Consider the following 23856-nt stretch of genomic DNA (forward strand, 5'->3'; position numbering starts at 1 on the left):
TACCTCATAAAACTGTCCGGCTTCAACTAAATATAAAAACAAAATAGGCATTTTGGAAAAAATCAAGAATAAATCATAATAATTTTAATATTTTTCACAATTTTTGTCTATCTTAATTAGGACTGAATTCAGATAAAATTTTGATGTCATAACCATTTTCATGCAAAATCTTTCTGATGATCCGCTCGCAGGCCCTGCCATCACCATACGGATTAGCAGCTTCAGCCATACTTTGATAATATTTACTATCATCCAACAACAGACTTGTTTCTCTCAATACATCATCATAAGCAGTGCCAACAAGCTTTACAGTACCTGCATCAACCGCTTCAGGACGCTCCGTAGTATCACGAAGAACCAATACAGGTTTGCCAAGGGCAGGAGCTTCTTCCTGAATCCCCCCGCTGTCAGTCAGCACAATATCTACCTTCGCCATCAAATTGGCAAAAGGTTCATAATCCAATGGCTCAATCAAATGCACCTGCGCAAGCTTACCCAATTCTTCATCAACAATTTCTCTTACTTTAGGATTTTTATGGACCGGAAAAATTGCTTCAACATCAGGATGATTTTCTAAAACCTTTCGAAGAGCCTGATAAACATGCCGCATCGGTTCACCTAAATTTTCGCGGCGGTGCGTTGTAACTAAAATCAGGCGTTTTCCTCCTGCAAGAGCTTTCTGCAATCCAGAGTCCGTAAACCGGTAATTAGCTTTAACTGTAGTCTGCAACGCATCAATTACCGTATTACCAGTCACTACGATTGCCGCCGGATCAATATTTTCTTTCAGCAAATTATTCTTACTGGTAGAGGTAGGAGCAAAATGTATATCAGCAATGGCTCCGGTAAGTTTACGATTCATTTCTTCAGGATACGGAGAAAATTTGTTTCCTGTCCGCAGTCCGGCTTCTACATGCCCCACTGGAATCTGGGCATAAAAAGATGCCAAAGCCCCGACAAAGGTCGTAGTTGTATCACCATGCACCAGCACCATATCAGGCTGTGCCTCTGCCAATACGTCCTTTAATCCTGCCAAAGCCCGGCCAGTAACGTCATATAAAGTTTGTCCAGCGGTCATGATATTCAAATCATAATCCGGCTTTATTGCAAATAACTGCAGCACTTGGTCCAACATTTCGCGGTGCTGCGCCGTCACAGCTACGATTGGTTCAATAAAATCAGGGTATTTCTGCATTTCCAAAACTAACGGACACATTTTGATTGCTTCCGGACGCGTACCGAAAACTGTCATTAGCTTGATTTTTTTCACGACTTCGTCTCCCAACTATTCAATACGGTATGCAATGGATTACCAAATCAGCTTACTGAGATTAATAATTAACGATCGTTCAAAATACCTATCTTTTTCGCACCGAAAACTACGGCTGTAATAATAAGCGCTATAATTATTGCCGCATAATAACCGCCAACCTCGGTCAGCAATACTGCAGCAATACCAAGTATAGCACTGATGATATACATCAGTAAAACAGCCTGACGCTGCGTCATTCCCATTGCCAGTAGCCGATGGTGCAGGTGTCCTTTATCCGGCTGGAAAATTGGTCTGCCATTCGTGTAGCGACGTACAATAGCAAACGCAGTATCCATAATCGGCAACCCTAAAGCTATGGCTGGCACAATCAAAGCTATTGTAGCCGCACTTTTAACAGCGCCAAAAATAGAAATAGCCGCTAACATATAGCCGATAAACATACTGCCGGTATCACCCATAAAAATTGTTGCCGGATTAAAATTATAACGCATAAAACCTACAATACCGCCAGCCAAGGCAGCTGTAATTACAGCAACAGGATAAAATCCCTGCTGAATAGCTACCAGAATTACAGTTATTGATGCGATACCAGCGACTCCGGCTGCCAATCCATCCAAACCATCCATCAGATTGACAACATTGGTAAAACTGATTACCCAAAAGATCGTAAACGGTATCGACAGATACTCCAGATAAAAATACCCACCCCAGGGATTATTAAGCCATTCGATACGAATGTCAAACAACACCAATACGGCTGCGGCAGCAATCTGCCCCAGCAGCTTAACCTTTGCCGGCAGCTGATAAACATCATCAATAATGCCGACTATCAGAATCACCGTACCGCCAAGCAAAAGCGCCATTACATCCTTAGACAAATGCATGCTGCATAAAACAGCTACTACAAACCCAAGATAAATGGCCAGACCACCCAATCGCGGCATGATGCCTTTATGAACTTTTCTTCCGTCAGGCTTATCTAATGCACCTATACGAAAAGCCAATTTTTTGACATAAGGTGTCAAAAGCCAACTGGTAAAAAGAGCTATCACAAAAGCTAAAATATACACTTGCAATTATTCACCTCATAGCGTTCAAAGCCGCTTATTTATACCTAAAAATTCTACATTCTTCTTATAAAGGTCATTCTTGTGTAATAGTATATCAAAAAAATACCATTTTGAACATTTTTTCTTTGATTTTTTTGTTGCGAAAGCAACATTTTCAGGAAAAAATAAATACAGCAACTGCCAATGCCTTTAAAAAGCACTGCAATGCTGTATTTATTTTAATCTTCATCGTGCAGTATCGTTACCTTCATATTGGCAGCTTTCAACATCTCCTCAGCCAATTTATCAGGATAAGGATTTGCATAAACAATCCGCTCAATACCAGCATTAATCAATATTTTAGTACAGACAACACACGGCTGATGAGTACAATACAACGTACCTCCGTTAACGGATACGCCATGATAAGCGGCCTGAACAACGGCATTCTGCTCAGCATGGATACCGCGGCATAATTCATGCATTTGTCCGGAGGGTACTTTCAATTGTTCACGCAGGCAACCTGTCACCGAGCAATGCTCAAGTTTAGAAGGCGTACCGTTATAACCGGTAGCCACTATCTGTCTGTTCTTGACGATAACAGCACCGACGCTGCGACGCAGGCAAGTGGAGCGCTTGCTTACTACCTGGGCTATCTCCATAAAATAATTGTCCCAGTCAGGTCTGTTATCATACATCAATGTGTACCAAAAATACGATCACCGGCATCGCCAAGTCCGGGAACGATATAACCATGTTCATTAAGTTTTTCATCTAAGGCAGCAGTATAAACTGGCACATCAGGATGCTCATCATTCATAACCTTTACTCCTTCAGGAGCTGCCACCAAACACATAAAACGAATATTTTTTAAACCGCGCGCCTTCAGCATCGAAATCGCAGCAGCAGCGCTGCCTCCGGTTGCCAGCATCGGATCAACCACAATCGTCACGCCATCTTTATTATCAGGAAGTTTGCAGTAATATTCAATCGGCTTTAAAGTTTCTTCATCACGATATAAACCAATAAAACCTACCCGTGCATCAGGAATCATCTTCAATACGCCTGTCAGCAATCCTAAACCAGCTCTTAAAATAGGCACAACAAAAATATCGCCGGCTACTTTATACCCTGTAGTTTTAGCTACCGGAGTGGCAACTTCAACTTCCTGCAACGGCAGATTCCTAGCCACTTCATAAGTCATAAGCATTGCTATTTCATCCAGACATTCACGAAAATCACGTGAAGAAGTATGTTCCGCACGCATTTTAGTAATTTTTTGTTTAATAAGCGGATGATCTACAACTGTAACTTGCATCATTAAAATCTCCTTCCTGGATTTAGAAACCGGGATACATAGGATATTTAGCACATAAACCCGCTACCCTAGCTGCCGCTTCCTTATGTTTTTCCTCATTTTCAGGATTATTCAAAACTAAACCAATGATTGCGGCGACCTCACGCATATCCTCCTGTTTAAAACCGCGTGTAGTGACGGCAGCAGTACCCAACCTGATACCACTTGTAACAAAAGGACTTTCAGGATCAAACGGAATCGTATTCTTATTGCAGGTTACACCAACCTCATCTAATAAATGTTCTGCTATCTTACCAGTCAGCTTCTGACCGCGTACATCAACCAGAATCAGATGATTATCAGTACCTCCTGAAACAATACGGAAGCCTTCTTCCTGCAAAGCTTCCGCGAATACTCTGCAATTATCAAGAATATTCTGCTGATATACTTTAAATTCAGGTTTTAACGCTTCACCAAAAGCAACTGCCTTGGCAGCAATAATATGCATCAAAGGACCACCCTGAATACCAGGGAATATTGCCTTATCAATAGCTTTAGCATACTGTTCCTTACACATAATCAGGCCGCCGCGCGGACCGCGCAGTGTTTTGTGTGTAGTTGTCGTAACGATATCCGCATAAGGCACAGGGCTGGGATGTAAACCAGCGGCTACAAGTCCGGCAATATGCGCAATATCAACCATCAGTAAAGCACCGACACTATGCGCTATCTCTGACATACGTTTAAAATCTATGATTCGGGAATAGGCGCTGGCACCAGCAACGATAATTTTAGGTTTTGTTTCAGCAGCAGTTTGTGCCAAAGCATCGTAATCAATAGTCTCAGTATCATGATCAACACCATAAGGAACTACGTTATAATAACTGCCGGAAATATTTACTGGCGATCCATGTGATAAATGTCCACCCTGAGACAGATTCATTCCCATGATAGTATCACCTGGCTTCAGAAAGGCAAAATAAACAGCAGTATTTGCATTAGCGCCAGAATGTGGCTGTACGTTGACATGATCAGCACCGAATAGTTTCTTTGCACGTTCTATAGCCAGTATTTCCACTTTGTCGACATATTCACAGCCGCCATAATACCGATGTCCGGGATACCCCTCAGCATATTTATTAGTCAGAACAGTACCCATCGCCTCCATTACTGCAGGAGAAACAAAGTTTTCGGATGCGATCAATTCTATTTTATTTCTTTGCCTGCCAAGCTCCTCGCAAATAGCAGCATTAATTTCAGGATCGACAGCAGCTAATTTTTCCAGATTCATAATTACTCCCTCCAAATCAATATTTTATCTTGGGTATTTGGCACGTTCTCCACCGATTAAAGGCGGACGCGTCCATGCCGCGGTGAGCACAGCCTCGCCGATCTTAGATTCCGACAAACGTACAGGTACGGCAACTCTTTTAAGATGCATACCTATCAGCGTCTGCCCTATATCAAGGCCCGCATGAGCCGAGATTGCTTCAACTATAATGGGTTCCACAAAATTTTCATATGCTGCTGTCGCCATTGCGCCGCCTGCATGCTGTACAGGCCGCACAGTAACTTCCTGCCAGCCATACTTCTCTGCAGCATCCCTTGTCGTAACCAAAGCACGGTTCAAATGTTCACAGCACTGGATCGCTAAAAAAACTCCATGCGCCTCAGTCACCTTAATTAATGCGGCAAACATCGCCTCAGCAACTTTCATGGAGCCAGCAGTACCTATTTTATCACCAATCACTTCGCTGGTACTGCAACCAACAACTAAAACCTGCCCTGCTTTGACCGCACCTATTTGCAACAGCTCCTGTGCCGCAGCTGTTACCTGTGCAGCTATTTCTGCAGTATGCATTACCGCATCGCCTCCAGGGCAGCTATTTTGTCAACACGACGTTCATGACGTCCACCTGCGAATTCACCCTGCAGCCAGGTATCTGTTATCATTTCTGCCAGTCCCACGCCAATAACGCGCTCACCCATACACAGCACATTTGCATTATTATGCTCACGGCTCATTTGGGCAGAAAATACATCGCCGCACAAAGCCGCTCTGATACCGTGAATTTTATTAGCAGCAATAGAAATACCAATACCAGTACCACAAACCAAAATACCCCGTTCGGCTTCGCCTGTATTAATAGCCTGACAGACTTTAGCCGCATAATCGGGATAATCTGTAGATTCTTCCGTATAAGTACCACAATCAAGCACTTCAATACCTTTAGCAGTCAGATACTCCCTGATATGATTTTTTAAATGGATCCCGCCATGATCACTGCCAACCGCGATTTTCATATAAGTCACCTCTAAATATTTTCTATACACTTTTCATGTTTTAAACAAATTAAATCATAATGTTATTTTAACATAAATTCAGGCAAAAGCGTACCGCTTTTTGAACAAAGACTTCCGTTGACTACGGTCACAATTTGATAACCTGCCGCCTTACGAAGTCTGTTCATTACTGCCAGCCCCAAACCGTCTTCACTGACACCCTCAGCAAAAATCATCTGTACATTCTGTTTATCGAAACCACGCAGCAGACTATAAAGCTTTTCTGCAAGGCTTTCAATATCCTGCCCCCACGAGCTTACCAAGATATTTTCAGTTTCAGGAATATGAACAGCAATTTTTTCACTGCATAAAACACCTGTTTTAATGCCCTGAGCGGCAGTCGCCGTCACTATAGGCAGCATATTGCTGATAGCTTCACCTTCAAATAAATACATTGCTGCCTGCGGAGCATAGTGCCTATATTTCATCCCAGGTGCTTTAGGTTTAAAATCACCCTTTCCTTCAAGCGCCGGATCAATCTCTACTGCTCCTAAAACTTCTTCCAACATTTCACGGGTAATTCCGCCAGGACGTAATATCATCGGTACTGCTGAAGTCGTATCTACTACAGTCGATTCGACACCAATACCACAACTGCCGCCGTCAATTACACCAGCTATTTTTCCCTGCATATCGTCCCAAACAGCAGAAGCGTCCGTAGGACTTGGTTTACCAGAAATATTCGCTGAAGGAGCTGCTATAGGGCGACCTGTCTCTTTGATAAGCCTTGCTGCTATAGGATGCGAAGGCATTCTTACACCTACTGTGTCTAACCCGGCACTGACCTCGTCAGGTATCAAATCAGACTTAGCTACGATCAAAGTCAGCGGTCCTGGCCAAAATGACTGCATCAATGCCCGGGCATTAGCAGTAAGTCCACTTGTCAGCGGCAAAATATCCTCTACTCTGGCAATATGTAAAATCAAAGGGTTGTCAACTGGGCGTCCTTTGGCTGCAAAAATTTTAGCCACAGCTGTACCATTCAGTCCGTCAGCACCCAGACCATACACAGTTTCCGTAGGAAAAGCAACTACTTCGCCTTGCCTTAATAAACAACCCGCTGCCTTTAAAATTTCTGTTTCATTATCAGCTTGTAAATTCCAGTAAATGGTCTGCATAATAAGTACCTTCTCTCGTCGCAAAAACCATACGTTCTATTTCTGCATAATCCTTACGCACTGCCGTTACTATTAGTCCAGCCTGGCGGCATAACTGACAAACCGACTGCGCCTGATCGATGCCAACTTCAAAAGCCAGCAACCCGTCCGGCTGAAGCCATATTTCACAGCCGGAAACGATTCTTCTATAAAAATCAAGTCCGTCAGCCCCCCATCCAGCGCTCCAAGGGGTTCCTTCTGCACATCGGCTGCCAGACCTGCAATAGCCGCAGCCGGAATATAAGGAGGATTTGAAACAATAATATCAAATTTTTTATTACAATCAAGCTTACTGAACAGATCTGATTCAACTAACGTCAATCTTTCACCGACACCGATATTTTCGGCATTTTCGCCAGCAACAACCAATGCAGCAGCTGAAATATCGACAGCCGTACCTTTTGACTGCGGCAAAAGATCCAACAATGATACTATAATAGCACCGCTGCCTGTACCAATGTCGAGTAAATTTTCAGCACCCGCTCCCACAGCAGCCTTAGCAACACTTTCTACCAGCAATTCCGTTTCAGGCCTCGGAACCAGTACTGCAGGAGTAACTTTAAAGCTGTGCTTCATAAAAGCTTTGGTTCCTAAAATATACGCCAATGGTTCCTGGTTAGCGCGCCGCGTAACATAACTGCGATATTCAGCCAACTCAGTATCATCCAACGGTTGATCAAAATGTACATATAAAGTTATTCTTTCGCATTTTAGAACAGCACAAAGCAGTATTTCAGCATCTAAACGCGGATTTTCGATCCCTTTATTTGCGAAATACTGCTTTGTCCATTCCAAAACCCTTGTAATCGTCCATAAGGGTTTATTTTCCATATTATTTCACCTGCTGCAGCTGCTCGCTCTGTTTGGCCGTAAGGAGCGCGTCCAGTAATTCATCCATCTCGCCGTTGAGCACAATATCAAGTTTATGCAAAGTCAGCCCGATACGATGATCGGTCACACGACCCTGCGGATAATTATAGGTACGTATACGTTCACTGCGGTCGCCTGTGCCAACCTGGCTTTTACGGTCCTGAGCCGTAGCCGCCCGCTGCTCCTCCTGCGCCTTCTCCAAAATTCTGGCACGCAGAACGCGCATGCATTTTTCACGATTTTTGAGCTGTGATTTTTCATCCTGGCATTGAGCTACGATACCTGTCGGTAAGTGCGTGATCCGCACTGCTGATTCGGTTTTATTGACATACTGGCCACCTGCACCGCCGGCACGATAAGTATCCACCCTTAAGTCGGCAGGATTGATTTCCACATCAACCTCTTCAGCCTCAGGCAGTACTGCCACCGTAACAGTAGAAGTATGCACACGTCCCTGTGACTCAGTTTCCGGTACTCTTTGAACCCTATGTACGCCGCTTTCGAATTTCATTCGGCCATAAACACCGTCACCACAGATCTGGAAAACAACTTCCTTAAAGCCTCCCAATTCAGTCGGGTTGGAATCCATAATTTCAATGCGCCAGCCCCTAGCTTCTGCATAACGGGTATACATCCTAAAAAGTACGCCTGCAAACAAAGCGGCTTCGTCACCGCCGGCACCGCCTCGTATCTCTACAATAACATCTTTATCATCGTTGGGATCAGATGGCAACAGCAAAACAGTTAACCGTTCTTCATATACAGCCAACTGCGGCTTCAGCTCTTTCAATTCATCATAAGCCATTTCTGTCAGTTCTCTGTCATCGCCAGCAGCAATTATCTCTTCCGCATCATTTTTTGCTTTTACCAAATCACGATATTCGCGGAAAACAGTTACGATATCAGTCAGCTTAGCATGAGCTTTAGTACACTTCTGCCATTCTTTTTGATCAGCGATGATATCAGGATCACTGATCTTAGCCTCTAAATCAAGATATTTATCTTCAATTGCCTGTAATTTATCCAGCATTGTTTTCTCCTGTAGATTGCTTTTCTGCCAATTCTTCAGGCGGCAGCACAGCCTTAAGCGAAGCGATTGCCACTTCAATCTGAGAGTCGTCAGGCTCACGTGTCGTCAGCTTCTGCAGACAAAGGCCCGGAAAGATAGCTGTTCTAACCCAGGCTGAATCAATGTGCGACCCTGCATAGCGAATAATCTCATAGCTTACGCCAGCAATAACCGGCATCAGAATAATCCGTGACATAATACGTTCAAACAGATTCGGCCACCCTAAAAAGGTGAAAACGAACATACTGATCAGCATTACAATCATCAGAAAATTAGTGCCGCAGCGTGGATGCAGTGTACTGAACTGACGTACATTCGCTACTTCCAGCGGTAAACCTGCCTCATAAGTATAAATCGTCTTATGCTCAGCACCATGGTACTGAAACACTCTCTGAATATCCTTCATCGAAGAAATAGCAGTTATATATCCGAGAAAAATCAGCATCCTCAATGCGCCCTCGGCTAAATTCAAAATCATATGGTCATGAGTCCATGCATTCAAAAAGCGCATTGACCAAGTAGGAATGATAATAAACAAAACTACAGCCAAAACAATCGAAAATGCGATCGTCATAGCCATTTCCTTACTATCAAGTTGTTCGTCGTCTTCACCGGAAACCTGTGCCGAATAAGCCAGCGCCTTCATTCCGTGATATAAAGATTCACAAAGGGCGACTACGCCGCGCAGCAATGGTTTTTTCAAAAAAGGATACTTGTCTGTAATACTGTTAGCCGGCCCAACATCAATAGCAATTTCCCCATCCGGCTGCCTTACAGCTACAGCAATTTTATCCTTTCCCCTCATCATCACGCCTTCAATAACAGCTTGTCCGCCAACATTAGGTTTCTTTTCCATGACAATATCTCCCTAAAAGTTTCGGATATAAACACAGCAGAGCTTTCGCTCTGCTGTGGGTGTAATTATTTTTCTTCTACATTGTAGCGTTTGTTGAATTTTTCAATACGGCCACGAGCAGCTAAGTTACGCTGTTGGCCGGTGAAGAACGGATGACATTTAGAGCAAACGTCAACACGCAATTCCGGATTAACGCTGCCGCTCATAAAAGAATTGCCGCATGCGCAGGTTACTTTAGCTTCACCATATTTCGGATGGATGTTTTGTTTCATTCTGATTGCACCTCACTTTACTGTCTAACTATTATATGACTATACATCATAATTCTATATTAACGCTTATAAAGTATACCATAGTACCCCTAGCTATGCAAGAACTATTTTCAGAAACTTTACTTTTACCTGCTTGCACCACAACTACGGAAGGGTTATAATAAGCGCAGCAAGCATTTCAGGATGCAGCACTCTTTTTAATGTGCACGTAAATAAACAAAGTTTGAGCTATGCAGCTCTTGATCTTTTCACTTATAAGAAAGGCAGGTTCTAAATCTTGAAAAAAACATCCTCTGAAAGCAGACTCGTCATCAGCGAGGTCATGATGCCGCATCAGGCCAATGTAGCCGGCAATATCCACGGAGGCGAGATCATCAAGCTGATGGATTCTACGGCTTATGCTACGGCACGCCGCTATGCACGTACTAATGTTGTTACAGCCAGGGTAGACGAAGTAGAATTCCACCTGCCGATTTTTATCGGCGATCTGGTTATCTGTACAGCACAGGTAGTCTATGTCGGCAATAGCTCCATGGAAATAGTCGTAATAGTAGAAGTCGAAGACCTGGAAACAGAAGGTAAAAAACGGGCTTTGACTGCATTCTTCACTATGATAGCGCTTGATAAAAAAGGCCGTCCCACCAAAGTACCAGAACTGACTCTGGAAACAGAAGAAGAAAAACGCGCTTTTGAAGAAGGACGTCTGCGCTATGAGCGCCATAAACATAAAAAATAAATCGGCCAACAAAAATAGCAGGCGCTGCACTTGTAACCACAACAGCAGAGCCTGCTATTTTTTATTCTGTATACATCTGATTCGTCAGCAGACAAAGAAAAATATTTGAAATTATACCAAATTTATTCTTTAACAGTTTCATTTGACTCTGATTTTTGCTTAGGCGGCTTTTTATTATATTCCTGCATTACAGCATCCATATCTCCCTGCAGCCACAACTCTAAAGCATCCGCCATTTTCTCCACTGCCTCCGCTACAAGCTCCTGTTCTTCAGCACCAAAGCGCTGTAAAACATGCTTAATCACAGCTTTATTATTATGGGCAGGATGCCCGATGCCAATTTTGAAACGCGGGAATTCACCTGTTCCTAAATGTTCCTGCACGGATTTAATCCCATTATGTCCACCCGCACTTCCTTTGCGGCGAACTCTGACCTGCCCTGTCGGCAAGTCAAGATCATCCTGAACCACAGCAATATCCTGCGGATCAACATTGAAAAAGTTCGCATAGGCACCTACTGCAACACCGCTCAGATTCATATATGTCGTCGGCTTTAAAAGCAGTACTTTTTCAGGTATGCGATATTCCCCGCACAGAGCATTGCGGTCATTCTTCCAAGTATTTACACCCCAGCGGCGGGCCAGTTCATCCAGCACCATAAAGCCAATATTATGACGGGTAGCTTCGTATTCTTTTCCGATATTACCCAAACCAACAATAAGTTTCATGTCATTCTCCTTTTTGCATCAGTTCATTGACGGTAACAAAATTATACCCTTCCGCACACAGTTTGTCGATAATGACTGATACTGCCTGTATTGTTTCTTCTCTGGACGCAACGTATTTAGGACTGTCACCATCATGCAGCAGAATGATAGCCCCCGGATGCATCTGTTCCATTATCCGGTCAACGATAACTGAAACTCCAGGGTTTGTCCAATCACGCGGTATCACTGACCAGTTAACTGCTGTCAGACCATTTTTCTGCAGTGTATCGATCACAGCCCAATCGCGAAACCCATGCGGCGGACGCATTAATGTGATTTTCTGTCCACTCAGCTTTTCCAAAATCCTCTTGCCTGCAGCAATATCTTTTTGCTGCTCCGCTAAACTCAATTTCAAAAAGTCACGATGCTTCAATGCATGTAAAGCAATCTCATGCCCCTGCGCAGCAATCTTCGCTACCAGTTCAGGATGCTTTTCAGCATTTTCAGCAACCATAAAAAAAGTCGCTTTGACCTGACGCTGCTCCAATATTTTTAGCAGTTCATCTGTATAAGGGGGATAAGGACCATCATCAAAAGTTAAAGCCACATTTTTACCGGCAGCGAAATTATGTGTTACAGTTGTACCGTAAAAACTATAATCAGGTAAAACTGCCAGTAACAGCAGTACTCCTCCAGCAAGTATAGAGACAGCCGCCAACATGGCGGCAATTCTGCGCCTGGCCATACCATACCAGCCGCACCATAAAGCACCCGTACCAATAACTGTCAGCAGTCCTATTATATAAATAAGTCGCATAACCTTCTCCTAACTTATGTTAAAGAGGCTTGCCCGCAGGGACAAGCCTCTTTAAATGCTTAAATAAACTTCTTATTTTTCAAATAACTGGCTGACAGACCAGTCGTTGAAAATACGTAATACAGTTTCTGCAAGAATAGGTGCCACCGAAAGAACCTTAATTTTCGGATGTTTCTTAGCAGGAGGTAGAGGAATAGTATTAGTAACAACCAACTCTGTAATATCTGATTGCGCAATACGGCTTAAGGCCGGATCAGTAAGAACCGGATGTGTACAGCAGGCATAAATCTCTTTGGCCCCAAATTTCTTCAAAGCCCGGGCACCTTCTGTCAAAGACCCTGCTGTATCAACCATATCATCAACTAAAATAGCAGTTTTACCTTCTACAGAACCAATCAGATTCATTACTTCGGCTACGCCCGGTTCAGGACGACGCTTATCAATAATAGCCAGACCACAGTTCAGACGTTCAGCCATATTTCTGGCACGACTGACACCGCCAAGATCAGGGGAAACCACAATCATATCGTCAAGATTTTTTTCTTTGATATATTCTGCCAAAATCGGACCGCCGGGCATATGGTCAAAAGGTATATTAAAGAAGCCTTGAATCTGAGCAGCGTGCAAATCAATAGTTACGACACGGGTAATTCCTGCCGATTCCAACAGGTCAGCCATCAACTTGGCGGTAATAGGCTCACGCCCACGGGCTTTACGGTCCTGGCGTGCATAACCGTAATAAGGTATGATTGCTGTAATATGGCTGGCAGAAGCACGTTTAAAAGCATCCGCCATAATCAAAAGTTCCATAACGTTATCATTAACGGACGGGCCACAGGTAGGTTGCACGATGAAAATATCTTTGCCGCGCACGCTTTCATTTATCATTACTTGTACTTCGCCGTTATTAAAGCGGTTGATAACGGCATCGCCAACAGTAGTACCTAAATAAGCGGCGATCTCTCGTGCCAAATCAGGATTGGCATTACCGGAAAAAATTCTGAGTTTATTCTCATCTGACAACATTGTCCCATCCCTCCAAGAATGTTTAAGGTTTAGTTAATCATTAATAGTATACAACTATTAGCTACAAATCCACAAGTACTAAAAACCGTTTTTTTATGTAAAATCAGCCGTTGCGGTATTTTGCAGCCCAGCCTTCAATATTCTTCTGTTTCGCACGGGCAATACCCAAATCATCTCCCGGTACATCCTTAGTGATCGTAGATCCTGCTCCAATATAAGCTCCGGCACCAATTGTAACAGGAGCAACCATATTGCTGTTGCAGCCGACAAACGCATTATCTTCAATAATAGTGCGATGTTTTTTCTTCCCGTCATAATTTACAGTGATACATCCACAGCCAATATTGACAGAACTGCCGATATCACTGTCACCGATATAACTGAGATGCGGCAGCTTGCTGCCAGTACCAACATGAGAATTTTTTACTTCCACAAAATTGCCAATCTTCACATTATCGCCAATAACAGTATCAGGGCGCAAATGCACATAAGGACCGATCACAACGTTATCCTGTACTTCGCAGTCGTGTCCATAAACAAATTGCAGTTCCGCAGTATTCCCGATTCTGACATTTGTCAACCGAACATTAGGACCAATCTGGCAATCTTCACCGATCTTCGTAGTCCCTTCCAACCAGGTATATGGATAAATAACAGTGTCCTGACCTATTTCAACACCTTTTTCGATAAAGGTACTGGCAGGATCCATGATCGTTACACCGTCATCCATCAGTTTATTCAGAATCCGCTGACGCATAATGTTTTCTGCTTCTGCCAATTGGCGGCGAGAATTGATGCCCATGATCATATCGCTGTCAGCAGTAGCAACACCGCCGACTTTTTTACCCATTGCGTTCAATTTTGCCAGAACATCGGTCAGATAATATTCACCCTGCGCATTATCACAAGTTAAAGTAGCAAGCACCTCAAAAAGCAACGGCGCCTCTACACAATAAATTCCTGTATTGATTTCTTTGATTGCTTTTTGTTCTAAGACAGCGTCTTTTTCTTCTACAATACCCAAAACGTTGCCGTCTGCATCGCGTATAATCCGTCCATACCCTGCTGGATCGTCCATGAAAGCAGTCAATACTGTTGCTGCGGCCTGTGACGCTACATGGCCTTCATAAAACTTTTTAAGCTCTGCTGCTTCTAATAACGGCGTATCTCCGCAAATAAGCATTACCGTACCGCAAAAATCTTTTAAAACAGCTTCCGTCTGCATCACTGCATGTCCAGTACCAAGCTGTTCAGCTTGCAAAGCCATCTGTGCCTGCTCGCCAACCATTGCTTCTACCAGTTCTGCTTCATGACCCACGACCACTACCTTCCGGGCAGCCCCTGCTGCATCAGCAGCATCAAGTACATGCTGCAGCATAGGTTTTCCGCCAATTTTATGTAAAACCTTCGGCAACTTGGACTTCATTCTGGTTCCTTTGCCTGCCGCTAAAATAACCGCCACTAACTCTGACATGGATAGACCTCCGCTTCTAAAATAACAACTATAATTTTTACAGTAATTCTACTCGATAACCAGCACGACGCAAAGCCGCCACCAAAATTTCCGCATGAGCGTGATCACGCGTTTCCAGATCCATTTCTACCTGTGTCTGACCAATAGGCAGGTTACGTCCAGCATGCTCATGATAAACATAAACGATATTAGCTTTATACTCTTCGATATACGAAACAAAACGACGCAATTCGCCGGGTCTGTCAGTCAGATGTGTCAACAGCTTAATACGACGCCCCGATTTTACCAAGCCGTTTTCAATAATCCTGGAAATCATATTTACATCAATATTACCACCGCTGATAACAGCCGCAGTTTTATCCGCGTGGGGAATATTACCATGCAGCATAGCTGCCAGTCCAATAGCACCGGCACCTTCGCTGATCATCTTCGCCCGCTCCATCATGAGCAGTATCGTCGCCGCAATATCATCGTCTTTAACTACAAAAATATCATCAACATATTTTTGAATCAAGTCAAAAGTGATTTTACCAGGAGATTTTACAGCAATACCATCAGCAATCGTTTGTGCTTCCGGAGTTTCTACCCACTTGCCAGCATGCTTGGATAAATACATTGCCGGGGCACCACTGGCTTGAACGCCATACACTTTGACATGCGGCGCTACAGATTTAACCGCTGTGGCAATACCCGCCAAAAGACCTCCACCGCCAATAGGAACAACTATTGACCGTATATCCGGACATTGTTCTAAAATCTCCAGGCCAATCGTTCCCTGTCCTGCAATTACCGCCGGATCATCAAAAGCATGAACTAAAGTTGCACCTGTTTCCTTCTGCAGACGTACAGCCTCTGCAGAAGCCTCATCATAAACTCCACCCTTTAAGACAACCTCAGCGCCATAACCCTTTGTAGCTTCAACTTTCGCCAGCGGCGCTCCTTCAGGCATAACAATAGTTGCTTTAATACCAGCAGCCTGAGCTCCTAACGCCACGCCCTGCGCATGATTTCCCGCCGAAGCGGCAATAACGCCATGTGCTTGCTGTTCTTTAGTTAAGGTCTGAATACAATTTGAAGCTCCACGTACTTTAAACGATCCTGTACGCTGCATATTTTCCAACTTCAGTAGTACTTCATACCCTGCCATTTCACTAAAAATATGACTGCTTTCCAAAGGTGTTTTATGCACTACACCTGCCAATCGTTTGGAAGCAGCTTCCACATCTTTCAAAGTTACCTGATCTTTTGTCATTTTTTACATCCCCTCATAACGGACTGATATCGATCTTCCGATTTTCTGTATCAATATCCTTTAAAACAAACAACGCCGTATAATCATCAATCATTTTCTTTTCCGGCTCCTGCGTCGCAATGAAAAATGCTTTTCCTACAACTTTGGCACCAACCTCTTCCGCCAGTTCTGCCATTCCACGTGCCGTACCGCCGGCCTTCATAAAATCATCGATCACCAAAACCCTCGCGGAACTTGGTAAAGCACGTTTCGGCAAAGCCATTGTCTGAATCTGTTTGGATGAACCGCTCACATAATTAATACTTACCGTAGAACCTTCAGTAATCTGTCCAACACGTCGGGCCATAACCACCGGAATATTAAAAGCACGAGCAACAAAAACTGCCAAAGGTATACCACGAGTTTCCACAGTCATAATGTATTCCGGCTCTAAATGCCGCAGACGCTGAGCTATAATCTCCCCCAAACGCATTACCAGCTGCGGTTTAAACAGCAGATCTGTCATATAGATCATACCGCCTGACAATATTCTTTCTGGTTCAGCCAGCTGCAAAGCCAGCTCTGTTAAAAATTCCTCATTAGCTTTTTCGGAATGACATGGAATAAAACGCACTCCTCCGGCAGCGCCAGCCAAAGTTTCAACTCTGCCCAAATCATAGGCTCCCAATCCGGCACGCACAGCTAAAACATCTTCACTTAAGGTCGATTTAGCAACCTCAAACTTTTTACAAAAATAAGTAAATGAAAACAATTGATACGGATGGTCCACCAGCTGCTTTGTCAAAGCAACTACACGTTCCATACGTTTGACTCGAGCCATAGCGCCCCTCTTTTCTACTTGCTATTCTTAAAATATTTTTCCAGCAGCTGCCAGTCTTCTTCTTTATCCACATCCATACCGATCTCGGGATAATGCGAAACTACAGCTTTCCCGCTAAATCCCAACAACTCTGACGCCCGCAATTCTATATCTGACAGAGTCAACCTGTGCAGCAGGAATTTAAGCACAAAACCAAAACCTAACCAACCGCACAACTCCCAAGGTTTTTTGCGGCGGGCAAAAATATCTTTGGCTTTTATTACCCCGCCGGAAATAACATCAGCATTCAACAGCATCATATTTCCGCCGGTGAATCTACCTTCAGGTAAGGTAACATAAGTACGTTCGGCACCAGGAAAAGCTTTTACACAATCAGCTTCAGGAATCACAGGATAATAAGCATCTGCTTCCACAGCCTCAGTCTGCTTCAAAAAATCCTGCACGGCCGCAGAGGTCAGCAAAGGTATATCGTCACAAACAAATAAAATTTTACTGTTTGCAGGCAATAATGCAGCTGCAGCTGCAGCTGTTTCAGGCATTGAACTGGATTCCACGGCTACAAGTTCAGCACGCTGCGGCAATACTGCCGCCTCCCATTGACTTCCATCAGCCGCAACTATGATCCTGCCGATCTGTCCGCTTTGATCCAAAGCATCAATAATATACTCTACCATCCGCCGTCCACCTAATGGAGCCAGCGCTCTGATATTAGTTCCAACGGCTTTTTGCAGCCACGGCGTTTTCCCACCGGCCAAAATAACCGCATTATACATACCACTTAACCTCTTTCGGTTTTATTCTTTATTCTTCTTTTCATTATGACTTTCAACCATGTCTTTGAGCAAAGTATGCTCGGCATTTTCCAGATGTATACGTGCAGCATTCTGTGCTCTTTCAACATCGCGGGCAGCAATACTGTCAACGAGAGCGCGATGTTCTTCCATCGTATCCGCCAAACGACCCGGATACATCATCGAACGACCGCGGATAACTGTAATCTGCTCACGCAGGTTATTAATTATATTACGCAGTCTTTCATTACGGCTGGCCTGATATAAAACATCATGGAAAGCAATATCTACTTCAACTATTTTATCCATATTATTTTCTTCAATATGCTGGCCGATTTCTACTAAAAGCCGCTGCAATGTTTCCAATTCATCATCATTAATACGTTCTGCAGCAAGACCTGCTGCCAAAACATCCAGTGAAGTACGAATTTCATAAACCTCATTGATATCTTTAATAGAAATATCTGCTACATAAGTACCGCGCCTGGGGATCATTACAACAAAGCCTTCCAGTTCTAACTTACGGATAGCTTCGCGTACAGGAGTGCGGCTGACGCCCATTTCATCGGCCAGTTGGATTTCCATTAAACGCTCACCGGGACTAAAAGTACCATCAATGATAGCCTGACGGATATTTTCACATACCAGTTCACGCAGAGGTTTGTAACTGTCTAGTTTAATCGGTCTAAGGTGCCCACTCATCTTCAGATCCTCTCCTTTTGTACAGTAGTAGTAACAGCAGTTTCCAGATCAAGCTCTGACAACTCTGTCAAAATTCTCTCAGTTATCTCTTTTTTCTCCGCCACAGCAAAAACTGTAGGCCCACTGCCTGACATTAAAGCACACGTTGCTCCTGCCGCCAGCATCTTCTGTTTAATCTCGGCAATGACCGGATGCGCAGGTATCGTAACGCTTTCCAAAACATTACCGCAACTCTCAAGCAGCAGTCCTGTCGCACTCTGCTCCAAAGCTTTTATAATACCGTCAATATCAGGTCTTTGATTGACCTTTTGCTGACGGAAATTACCATAAACCCAGCCAGTTGCTACTTCAAGCTTCGGCTTTGCCAATACCAAAAGTAGTTCAGGCGCTTCCGGCAATTCCGTTAATATTTCACCACGCCCCTCTGCCAGAGCTGTTCCACCTGTAATGCAAAAAGGAATATCAGAACCAAGCTCCGCCGCTAACTTTTCCAGCTCTGGCGCCGTCAAATCCAGTTGCCAGAGCCGGCTAAGTCCACGCATCACTGCTGCCGCATCACTACTACCGCCGGCAAGTCCGGCTGCTAAAAAAATTTTTTTGTTCAGTCTGATATGAACGTTCGGGATTTTACCACAGCAACGGGCTAAAAGCTCCGCTGCCTTCCATGCCAGATTATCAGGACCGCCGGCAAGACCACTATGATCTGTTTCAACCACAAGTCCTTCACCTTCTTCAATTTCCACTGCATCGCTCAAACCAACACTCTGCATCACCATTCGTACTTCATGGTAACCATCGGAACGCTTGCCCAGCACATCCAGTCCTAAGTTTATTTTTGCATAAGCTGTTTCATATATTTTTTCCATAATATAGCCTCGATTGTTTTCCTGTATACAATATATTTTATCTTGCTTCGCGTGTAGTCGCAAGATAATTCGAACATTTTTATAAATTTTTTCTGTTTTATTTGTGTTTTCAGTCTTTTTTTCAAAAATTTTACTTATTTCTATCACCCACAACATTGCTTTTTTTCTAAAAAGTGCTACTATGTATACAATATTCGCAAAATTTGCACAAAGGAGCTTTTTTATGCGTCAGCACTTATATCGCTATCTTATGGTCACCTTAGGCTGCGTCCTTATGGGTATTGCCATTAACGCCTTTTATATGCCCAATAAGCTCATCAGCGGTGGCATCGGCGGCGTTTCTGTTATTCTATATTATCTCATTGGTCTGCCAATGGGCATTACCAGTCTGCTTTTAAATATACCTTTATTTGTCGCTGCCTATAAATTCATGGATCGGTCCTATATTGTCAGCGCTCTGTATGGTATGCTTGTTTTTTCAGTTTCGCTTGATGCCTTCCATTTCTTAGCTGAAAAAGCACCTTATGTCCATGACCCCATGCTGGCCTGTATTGCAGGCGGCGTTATTTATGGAATCGGTGCAGCAATGATGTACAGAGTAGGCGGCAGCAGCGGCGGCACTGATATCATCGGCGCGATTATCAACAAACATTACAGTATCAGCATTGGTACTACAGGCTTTATGTTCAATATTATTTTAATGTTTATCGGCGTTTTCTACTTTGGTTTAGAGGCAGTGCTTTATACTCTGCTTGCCTTCTTCGTTATGTTCAAAACCTGCAATGCATTTACAGATGGATTTGATTACAAGAAAAACATTATTATCATCAGTGAACATTATGAAGAAATAGGCAACGGCATAATTGAAGTAATTGGACGCGGCGTTACTTACCTTTATGCGGAAGGAGCCTACACACATCAGCAGCGTAAAGTTCTTTTAGTTGTTGCCAAACTTACACAGGTCGCAAAAATCAAACAGATCGTACGCGATATTGATCCTGGCTGCTTTATGATCATTCAAGATGCCAACGACGTTTTCGGTAAAGGATTCACATCAAAACCATCTGCTCATAAAAAGAACAAAAAAATCTTCTGTACTGTTGACACTTTAAAACAAAAATCATAATCAACTGTTTCAATTTAACTTATTGTAAGTTTCATTCCGTTTTGTAAGTTTCATTCCGTTTTTTTACTACAATCGAAAACTTATTGAAGCTTTGTATACCCGCTAATAATTATGCTATTATTGGCGGGTATTTTAAATTTATATACATTTTTTGTTTATACAGGGACTTTTATAGTCCCTTTGGGACGTTTCATCGCATTCTTTTCTATTCGCTTGTTAAAGACTTTTGTTTTTATAATTGTTATTTTTTTGTGAAATAATTGCACTTTTATTATTTTATGTTATAATTTATTAATAGGGTAATGCATTTTTTGATTTACAATTTTCAGACAGCTTATTTCACCGAAGCATTAAAATACATTTTCGTCTTAACTAAGGAGGACTTTATCATGACATTCAAAAAATTTTTCAACGCTTTGATTGAGACCCATTTTTATCTGATGCATTAATCAGAGTTTACTGTGCCTTTCTATAATAAAAAGCACGGCATCTTTTATACGGTGCCGTGCTTTTATTTTTATCAGCTGTATGCTAAACTGTTAAATATCTTAGATAAAAAAAGAAGGTTTAGCATGTTACAAAGCGCTTATATATCGATCATCTCCGGTGCCAGCTTATGGGGGCTTATCGCTCTTTTTTTCAAATTTTTAACCGCCTGCGGTTTCTCGCCACTGCAGATAGTTGCTCTGCGGGTATTATTTGCAGCTGTACTGATGACTGCTGTTATTTTTAAAATAGATCCTAAGTTATTAAAAATCCGCTGGCGTGACAGCTGGCTTTTTATCGGAACAGGAATTTTCAGCCTGGTCTTTTTCAACTACTGTTATTTCCGCTCTATCGAAAGCAGTTCAATCTCTATTGCAGTACTGCTTTTATATACAGCACCGGTTTTTGTAATGCTGCTTTCTATATTTTTGTTTCGCGAAAAATTTACACGCTGCAAAATGCTGGCACTTTTGTCAACTTTCTGCGGCTGTACTTTTATTACTGGTATCTTCAGCAGCAAAATGACATTGACCTTAGAAGCCTTTGGTTTCGGACTTGCCTCTGGTATCGGATATGCCCTGTACAGTATTTTTAGTAAACTGGCATTAAGGCGTTACAACACACTTACAATTACCGCTTACACATTTTATTTTGCGGCCATCGCCGCATTACCTATGGCTGAACCATTACAGCTTTTCACCTTGCTTGCAGATTTGCGTGCTCTTATCGGTGCCATTGCCATAGCCTTGATCTGTACTGTGGCCCCATATCTGCTTTACACTCGCGGTCTTCAGGATGTAGATGCAGGTCAGGCATCTATTCTTGCTACTTTAGAACCACTGGTCGCAGCCGCTATTGGCATTTTTATTTTTGGAGAATCTCTGACAACTGCTAAAATCCTTGGCATGATCCTAATCCTATCTTCTATTTTTATCTTAAACACAGCTAAAAACAATGTAAAATAATACCATATCAATGTCTAAAAAACAGCCGGTTTAAAAGCCGGCTGTTTTTTATAAAGAGCGCGCTGCCATTGCACCAAACCAAGCACAAACAACACCCACGACAACACTGCCAATAATATTCAAACCGGCACCTGCCAGATTACCTTCTGACAGCAGCGTCAGCGATTCATAGCTAAATGAAGAAAATGTTGTCAATCCTCCCAGAAAACCAACGCACAATAATAAACGCCAATAAGGGGTCAACAAACCTTTCTCTGTAATCAGCACCATTAAAAATCCCATTGCCAGGCAGCCTGCCGCATTGACAATAAAAGTAGCCCAAGGCCAGTGGCAATGCCAGCGTATAAAAATATAATTTGTAACCAAATAACGGCTTACGGCACCAATACTGCCGCCGAGCGCCACTGCTAATAATTCCTGCATCTTTCTTCCACCTTTACAAAAAAATAAAAAGCCGATACTTCGCCTACACGGCAGAAGTCATCAGCTTATCAACTCTAAGCGGTTCAAACGACTAAAGTCATTTAGGGAGTACCCCATTCCCTTTTATTACCTTACCAGTTTTGGCATGCTCTGTCAATTCAGGTTGCCAAAAATTCACACTTAAGTTAATATTTAATCAGTAAAGGAGTGTGCTTATGTTACTTATAAGTGCTTGTTTATTAGGAGCAAAAGTAAAATACAACGGCAGCAGCAATTACTGCACACTGCTTGCCAAATATAAAGATTGTGGTCTTTTTATACCGATCTGTCCAGAATGCCTGGGACAGCTTACTATACCACGTCTACCAGCAGAAATTACCGGCGGTGATGGCAGCGACGTTCTTAACGGCACTGCTAAAGTATACGACAATGCTGGCTATAATGTTACAGAAAATTTTATCAAAGGTGCTGAAGCTGCTCTGGAAGTCGCCCGCAGAAAACAAATAAAATTTGCGGTTCTCAAAGCGCGCAGCCCTTCCTGTGGTACAGGGAAAATTTATAACGGAAATTTTAACGGTACACTTATGAACGGTGATGGCGTAACCAGTGCTTTATTGAAACAAAACGGTATTACCGTTTATACCGAACTTGATTTAACTGAAGAACTGCTTAACGAACTATTGGTTAGATAATAATTATAACAAGAGATATATTTATAGTTTTATATAGATAAAACAGAAAAGCGCTCTTAAGAGCGCTTTTCTGTTTTTAAAAAGGAGAAATTTATGTACAATTCTTCCTCAGTCGTCCCAATTAACCGGGGAAGAAAGGCCAAACCATCGGAATAACGATGATGGAAACGATGAAGCAGAGGATAACTAAAGGCACGCCGACTTTTACATAGTCCATAAACTTGTAACCGCCAGGTCCCAACACCAACGTACAGGGAGGAGTGCCTACCGGAGTTGCGAATGCACAGGATGCTGCTACGCCGATCGCCATCAGTACTGCTTTCGGAGACGCGCCGAGCTGCTGGGAAATCGCTACGCCTACCGGCGCCAGCAATGCTGCTGCTGCCGTATTAGACATGAACTGCGTCAAAGTACAGGAGATAATAAACAGTACTGAAGTCATAATGATCGGGGTAGGAGAACCACCCATTAGGCTTACTGCCCACTCGGCGATCAATTTACCGGCACCGGTCTTATCCATTGCAGTGGACACAGGCATCATACCTGCAAACAGGAAGATAGTTACCCAGTCGATAGAAGCATAAGCCTGTTTTTCAGTCAGACAGCCGGTCAGTACGCAAACCAGCGCACCGATGATAGCTGCCATTTCCAAACTGATGCTCTTAAGGTCAAGCGCCATAACGATGACTACGACTGCCAGAATCAAACCGGAAATGATCTGTTTTTTACTGTCATGTACAGTAGCTTCGATTTCCTGCTCGATTTCCTGATCCGCATCCAGCTCAGC

The 23856-nt window shown here is 43.1% G+C and carries 27 protein-coding genes and 1 riboswitch; of the genes, 4 read left to right on the forward strand and 23 right to left on the reverse strand.

What is annotated here, in order from left to right; translation table 11 throughout:
- Nucleotides 1–112: 112 nt before the first annotated feature.
- The 12 genes from wecB to rpmE all read right to left on the reverse strand — a co-directional run bounded on the left by wecB (nucleotide 113) and on the right by rpmE (nucleotide 10186).
- Nucleotides 113–1270 (reverse strand): non-hydrolyzing UDP-N-acetylglucosamine 2-epimerase, encoded by a 1158-nt coding sequence (gene wecB, locus C8D73_RS07215; RefSeq protein WP_113077762.1) that lies wholly within the window; start codon nucleotides 1268–1270, stop codon nucleotides 113–115.
- Between the two features lie 68 nt (nucleotides 1271–1338).
- Nucleotides 1339–2349, reverse strand: coding sequence for a glycosyltransferase family 4 protein (locus C8D73_RS07220; protein WP_021718170.1), 1011 nt, complete (start codon nucleotides 2347–2349; stop codon nucleotides 1339–1341).
- A gap of 212 nt (nucleotides 2350–2561) precedes the next feature.
- Nucleotides 2562–3020, reverse strand: coding sequence for a deoxycytidylate deaminase (locus C8D73_RS07225; RefSeq protein ID WP_021718169.1), 459 nt, complete (start codon nucleotides 3018–3020; stop codon nucleotides 2562–2564).
- Entirely contained in the window at nucleotides 3020–3640 is a 621-nt protein-coding gene (upp, locus tag C8D73_RS07230) for a uracil phosphoribosyltransferase (RefSeq protein ID WP_044491850.1), read from the reverse strand. The genes C8D73_RS07225 and upp overlap by 1 nt, the downstream gene beginning before the upstream one ends.
- A 22-nt stretch (nucleotides 3641–3662) precedes the next feature.
- Nucleotides 3663–4910: a serine hydroxymethyltransferase gene (locus C8D73_RS07235; RefSeq protein WP_113077763.1), complete on the reverse strand. Its 1248-nt coding sequence runs from the start codon at nucleotides 4908–4910 to the stop codon at nucleotides 3663–3665.
- A 24-nt stretch (nucleotides 4911–4934) separates the two neighbouring features.
- Complete coding sequence (locus C8D73_RS07240) at nucleotides 4935–5480, reverse strand: TIGR01440 family protein (protein ID WP_113077764.1); 546 nt, start codon at nucleotides 5478–5480, stop codon at nucleotides 4935–4937.
- Complete coding sequence (gene rpiB, locus C8D73_RS07245; protein ID WP_113077765.1) at nucleotides 5480–5923, reverse strand: ribose 5-phosphate isomerase B; 444 nt, start codon at nucleotides 5921–5923, stop codon at nucleotides 5480–5482. The genes C8D73_RS07240 and rpiB overlap by 1 nt, the downstream gene beginning before the upstream one ends.
- Before the next feature lie 62 nt (nucleotides 5924–5985).
- Nucleotides 5986–7080, reverse strand: coding sequence for an L-threonylcarbamoyladenylate synthase (locus C8D73_RS07250; protein ID WP_113077766.1), 1095 nt, complete (start codon nucleotides 7078–7080; stop codon nucleotides 5986–5988).
- A gap of 72 nt (nucleotides 7081–7152) precedes the next feature.
- Complete coding sequence (prmC, locus tag C8D73_RS07255; protein ID WP_249033589.1) at nucleotides 7153–7950, reverse strand: peptide chain release factor N(5)-glutamine methyltransferase; 798 nt, start codon at nucleotides 7948–7950, stop codon at nucleotides 7153–7155.
- A gap of 1 nt (nucleotide 7951) precedes the next feature.
- Nucleotides 7952–9019: a peptide chain release factor 1 gene (gene prfA / locus C8D73_RS07260; RefSeq protein ID WP_021718162.1), complete on the reverse strand. Its 1068-nt coding sequence runs from the start codon at nucleotides 9017–9019 to the stop codon at nucleotides 7952–7954.
- Nucleotides 9009–9914 carry a DUF1385 domain-containing protein gene (locus tag C8D73_RS07265; protein WP_021718161.1) on the reverse strand — a complete coding sequence of 302 codons (906 nt, stop codon included), beginning with the start codon at nucleotides 9912–9914 and terminating at the stop codon, nucleotides 9009–9011. The genes prfA and C8D73_RS07265 overlap by 11 nt, the downstream gene beginning before the upstream one ends.
- A 65-nt stretch (nucleotides 9915–9979) precedes the next feature.
- Nucleotides 9980–10186 carry a 50S ribosomal protein L31 gene (rpmE, locus tag C8D73_RS07270; RefSeq protein ID WP_021718160.1) on the reverse strand — a complete coding sequence of 69 codons (207 nt, stop codon included), beginning with the start codon at nucleotides 10184–10186 and terminating at the stop codon, nucleotides 9980–9982.
- A gap of 322 nt (nucleotides 10187–10508) precedes the next feature.
- Between rpmE and C8D73_RS07275 the strand changes: the two genes are divergently transcribed.
- Nucleotides 10509–10922 carry an acyl-CoA thioesterase gene (locus tag C8D73_RS07275; RefSeq protein WP_049896902.1) on the forward strand — a complete coding sequence of 138 codons (414 nt, stop codon included), beginning with the start codon at nucleotides 10509–10511 and terminating at the stop codon, nucleotides 10920–10922.
- 122 nt (nucleotides 10923–11044) lie between these two features.
- On the opposite strand, the gene pth is transcribed toward C8D73_RS07275, so the two are convergent.
- The 9 genes from pth to ispE form a co-directional block, all read right to left on the reverse strand.
- Nucleotides 11045–11650 (reverse strand): aminoacyl-tRNA hydrolase, encoded by a 606-nt coding sequence (pth, locus tag C8D73_RS07280; RefSeq protein WP_113077767.1) that lies wholly within the window; start codon nucleotides 11648–11650, stop codon nucleotides 11045–11047.
- 1 nt (nucleotide 11651) lies between these two features.
- Complete coding sequence (locus tag C8D73_RS07285) at nucleotides 11652–12446, reverse strand: polysaccharide deacetylase family protein (protein WP_113077768.1); 795 nt, start codon at nucleotides 12444–12446, stop codon at nucleotides 11652–11654.
- A gap of 72 nt (nucleotides 12447–12518) precedes the next feature.
- Nucleotides 12519–13472: a ribose-phosphate diphosphokinase gene (locus C8D73_RS07290; RefSeq protein ID WP_046430241.1), complete on the reverse strand. Its 954-nt coding sequence runs from the start codon at nucleotides 13470–13472 to the stop codon at nucleotides 12519–12521.
- Nucleotides 13473–13575: 103 nt separating this feature from the next.
- The gene (gene glmU, locus C8D73_RS07295; protein ID WP_113077769.1) at nucleotides 13576–14946 is read right to left on the reverse strand and encodes a bifunctional UDP-N-acetylglucosamine diphosphorylase/glucosamine-1-phosphate N-acetyltransferase GlmU; all 1371 of its coding nucleotides are present in this window, start codon (nucleotides 14944–14946) and stop codon (nucleotides 13576–13578) included.
- A 37-nt stretch (nucleotides 14947–14983) separates the two neighbouring features.
- Nucleotides 14984–16198 carry a threonine ammonia-lyase gene (gene ilvA, locus C8D73_RS07300; protein ID WP_021718154.1) on the reverse strand — a complete coding sequence of 405 codons (1215 nt, stop codon included), beginning with the start codon at nucleotides 16196–16198 and terminating at the stop codon, nucleotides 14984–14986.
- Nucleotides 16199–16211: 13 nt separating this feature from the next.
- Nucleotides 16212–17018 carry a pur operon repressor gene (gene purR / locus C8D73_RS07305; protein WP_113077770.1) on the reverse strand — a complete coding sequence of 269 codons (807 nt, stop codon included), beginning with the start codon at nucleotides 17016–17018 and terminating at the stop codon, nucleotides 16212–16214.
- A gap of 14 nt (nucleotides 17019–17032) precedes the next feature.
- Entirely contained in the window at nucleotides 17033–17791 is a 759-nt protein-coding gene (locus C8D73_RS07310; RefSeq protein WP_021718152.1) for a nucleotidyltransferase family protein, read from the reverse strand.
- Between the two features lie 21 nt (nucleotides 17792–17812).
- Nucleotides 17813–18511, reverse strand: a complete 699-nt coding sequence (locus tag C8D73_RS07315; RefSeq protein WP_021718151.1) for a GntR family transcriptional regulator — start codon at nucleotides 18509–18511, stop codon at nucleotides 17813–17815.
- A gap of 2 nt (nucleotides 18512–18513) precedes the next feature.
- Nucleotides 18514–19377, reverse strand: coding sequence for a 4-(cytidine 5'-diphospho)-2-C-methyl-D-erythritol kinase (gene ispE, locus C8D73_RS07320; RefSeq protein WP_021718150.1), 864 nt, complete (start codon nucleotides 19375–19377; stop codon nucleotides 18514–18516).
- 223 nt (nucleotides 19378–19600) lie between these two features.
- Between ispE and C8D73_RS07325 the strand changes: the two genes are divergently transcribed.
- Both C8D73_RS07325 and C8D73_RS07330 read left to right on the forward strand, forming a co-directional pair.
- A complete protein-coding gene (locus C8D73_RS07325) occupies nucleotides 19601–20503 on the forward strand; it encodes a YitT family protein (RefSeq protein ID WP_021718149.1) in 903 nt (300 codons plus the stop codon).
- 572 nt (nucleotides 20504–21075) lie between these two features.
- On the forward strand, nucleotides 21076–21954 hold the full coding sequence (locus tag C8D73_RS07330) for a DMT family transporter (protein WP_021718148.1): 879 nt from the start codon (nucleotides 21076–21078) through the stop codon (nucleotides 21952–21954).
- Between the two features lie 48 nt (nucleotides 21955–22002).
- Here C8D73_RS07330 and crcB read toward each other — a convergent pair whose 3' ends face one another.
- Nucleotides 22003–22377 (reverse strand): fluoride efflux transporter CrcB, encoded by a 375-nt coding sequence (gene crcB / locus C8D73_RS07335; protein ID WP_021718147.1) that lies wholly within the window; start codon nucleotides 22375–22377, stop codon nucleotides 22003–22005.
- A 44-nt stretch (nucleotides 22378–22421) separates the two neighbouring features.
- Nucleotides 22422–22507, reverse strand: a riboswitch (Fluoride riboswitch).
- Between the two features lie 85 nt (nucleotides 22508–22592).
- Here crcB and C8D73_RS07340 point away from each other — a divergent pair.
- Nucleotides 22593–23069: a 2-thiouracil desulfurase family protein gene (locus tag C8D73_RS07340; protein WP_021718146.1), complete on the forward strand. Its 477-nt coding sequence runs from the start codon at nucleotides 22593–22595 to the stop codon at nucleotides 23067–23069.
- Between the two features lie 121 nt (nucleotides 23070–23190).
- Here the strand turns inward: C8D73_RS07340 and C8D73_RS07345 are convergent.
- Nucleotides 23191–23856 (reverse strand): SLC13 family permease (locus C8D73_RS07345; RefSeq protein ID WP_146739223.1); only part of this gene is annotated, 666 nt, incomplete at its 5' end.

It is taken from the genome of Phascolarctobacterium faecium DSM 14760, from assembly GCF_003269275.1.
Taxonomy (GTDB): Bacteria; Bacillota; Negativicutes; order Acidaminococcales; family Acidaminococcaceae; genus Phascolarctobacterium; species Phascolarctobacterium faecium.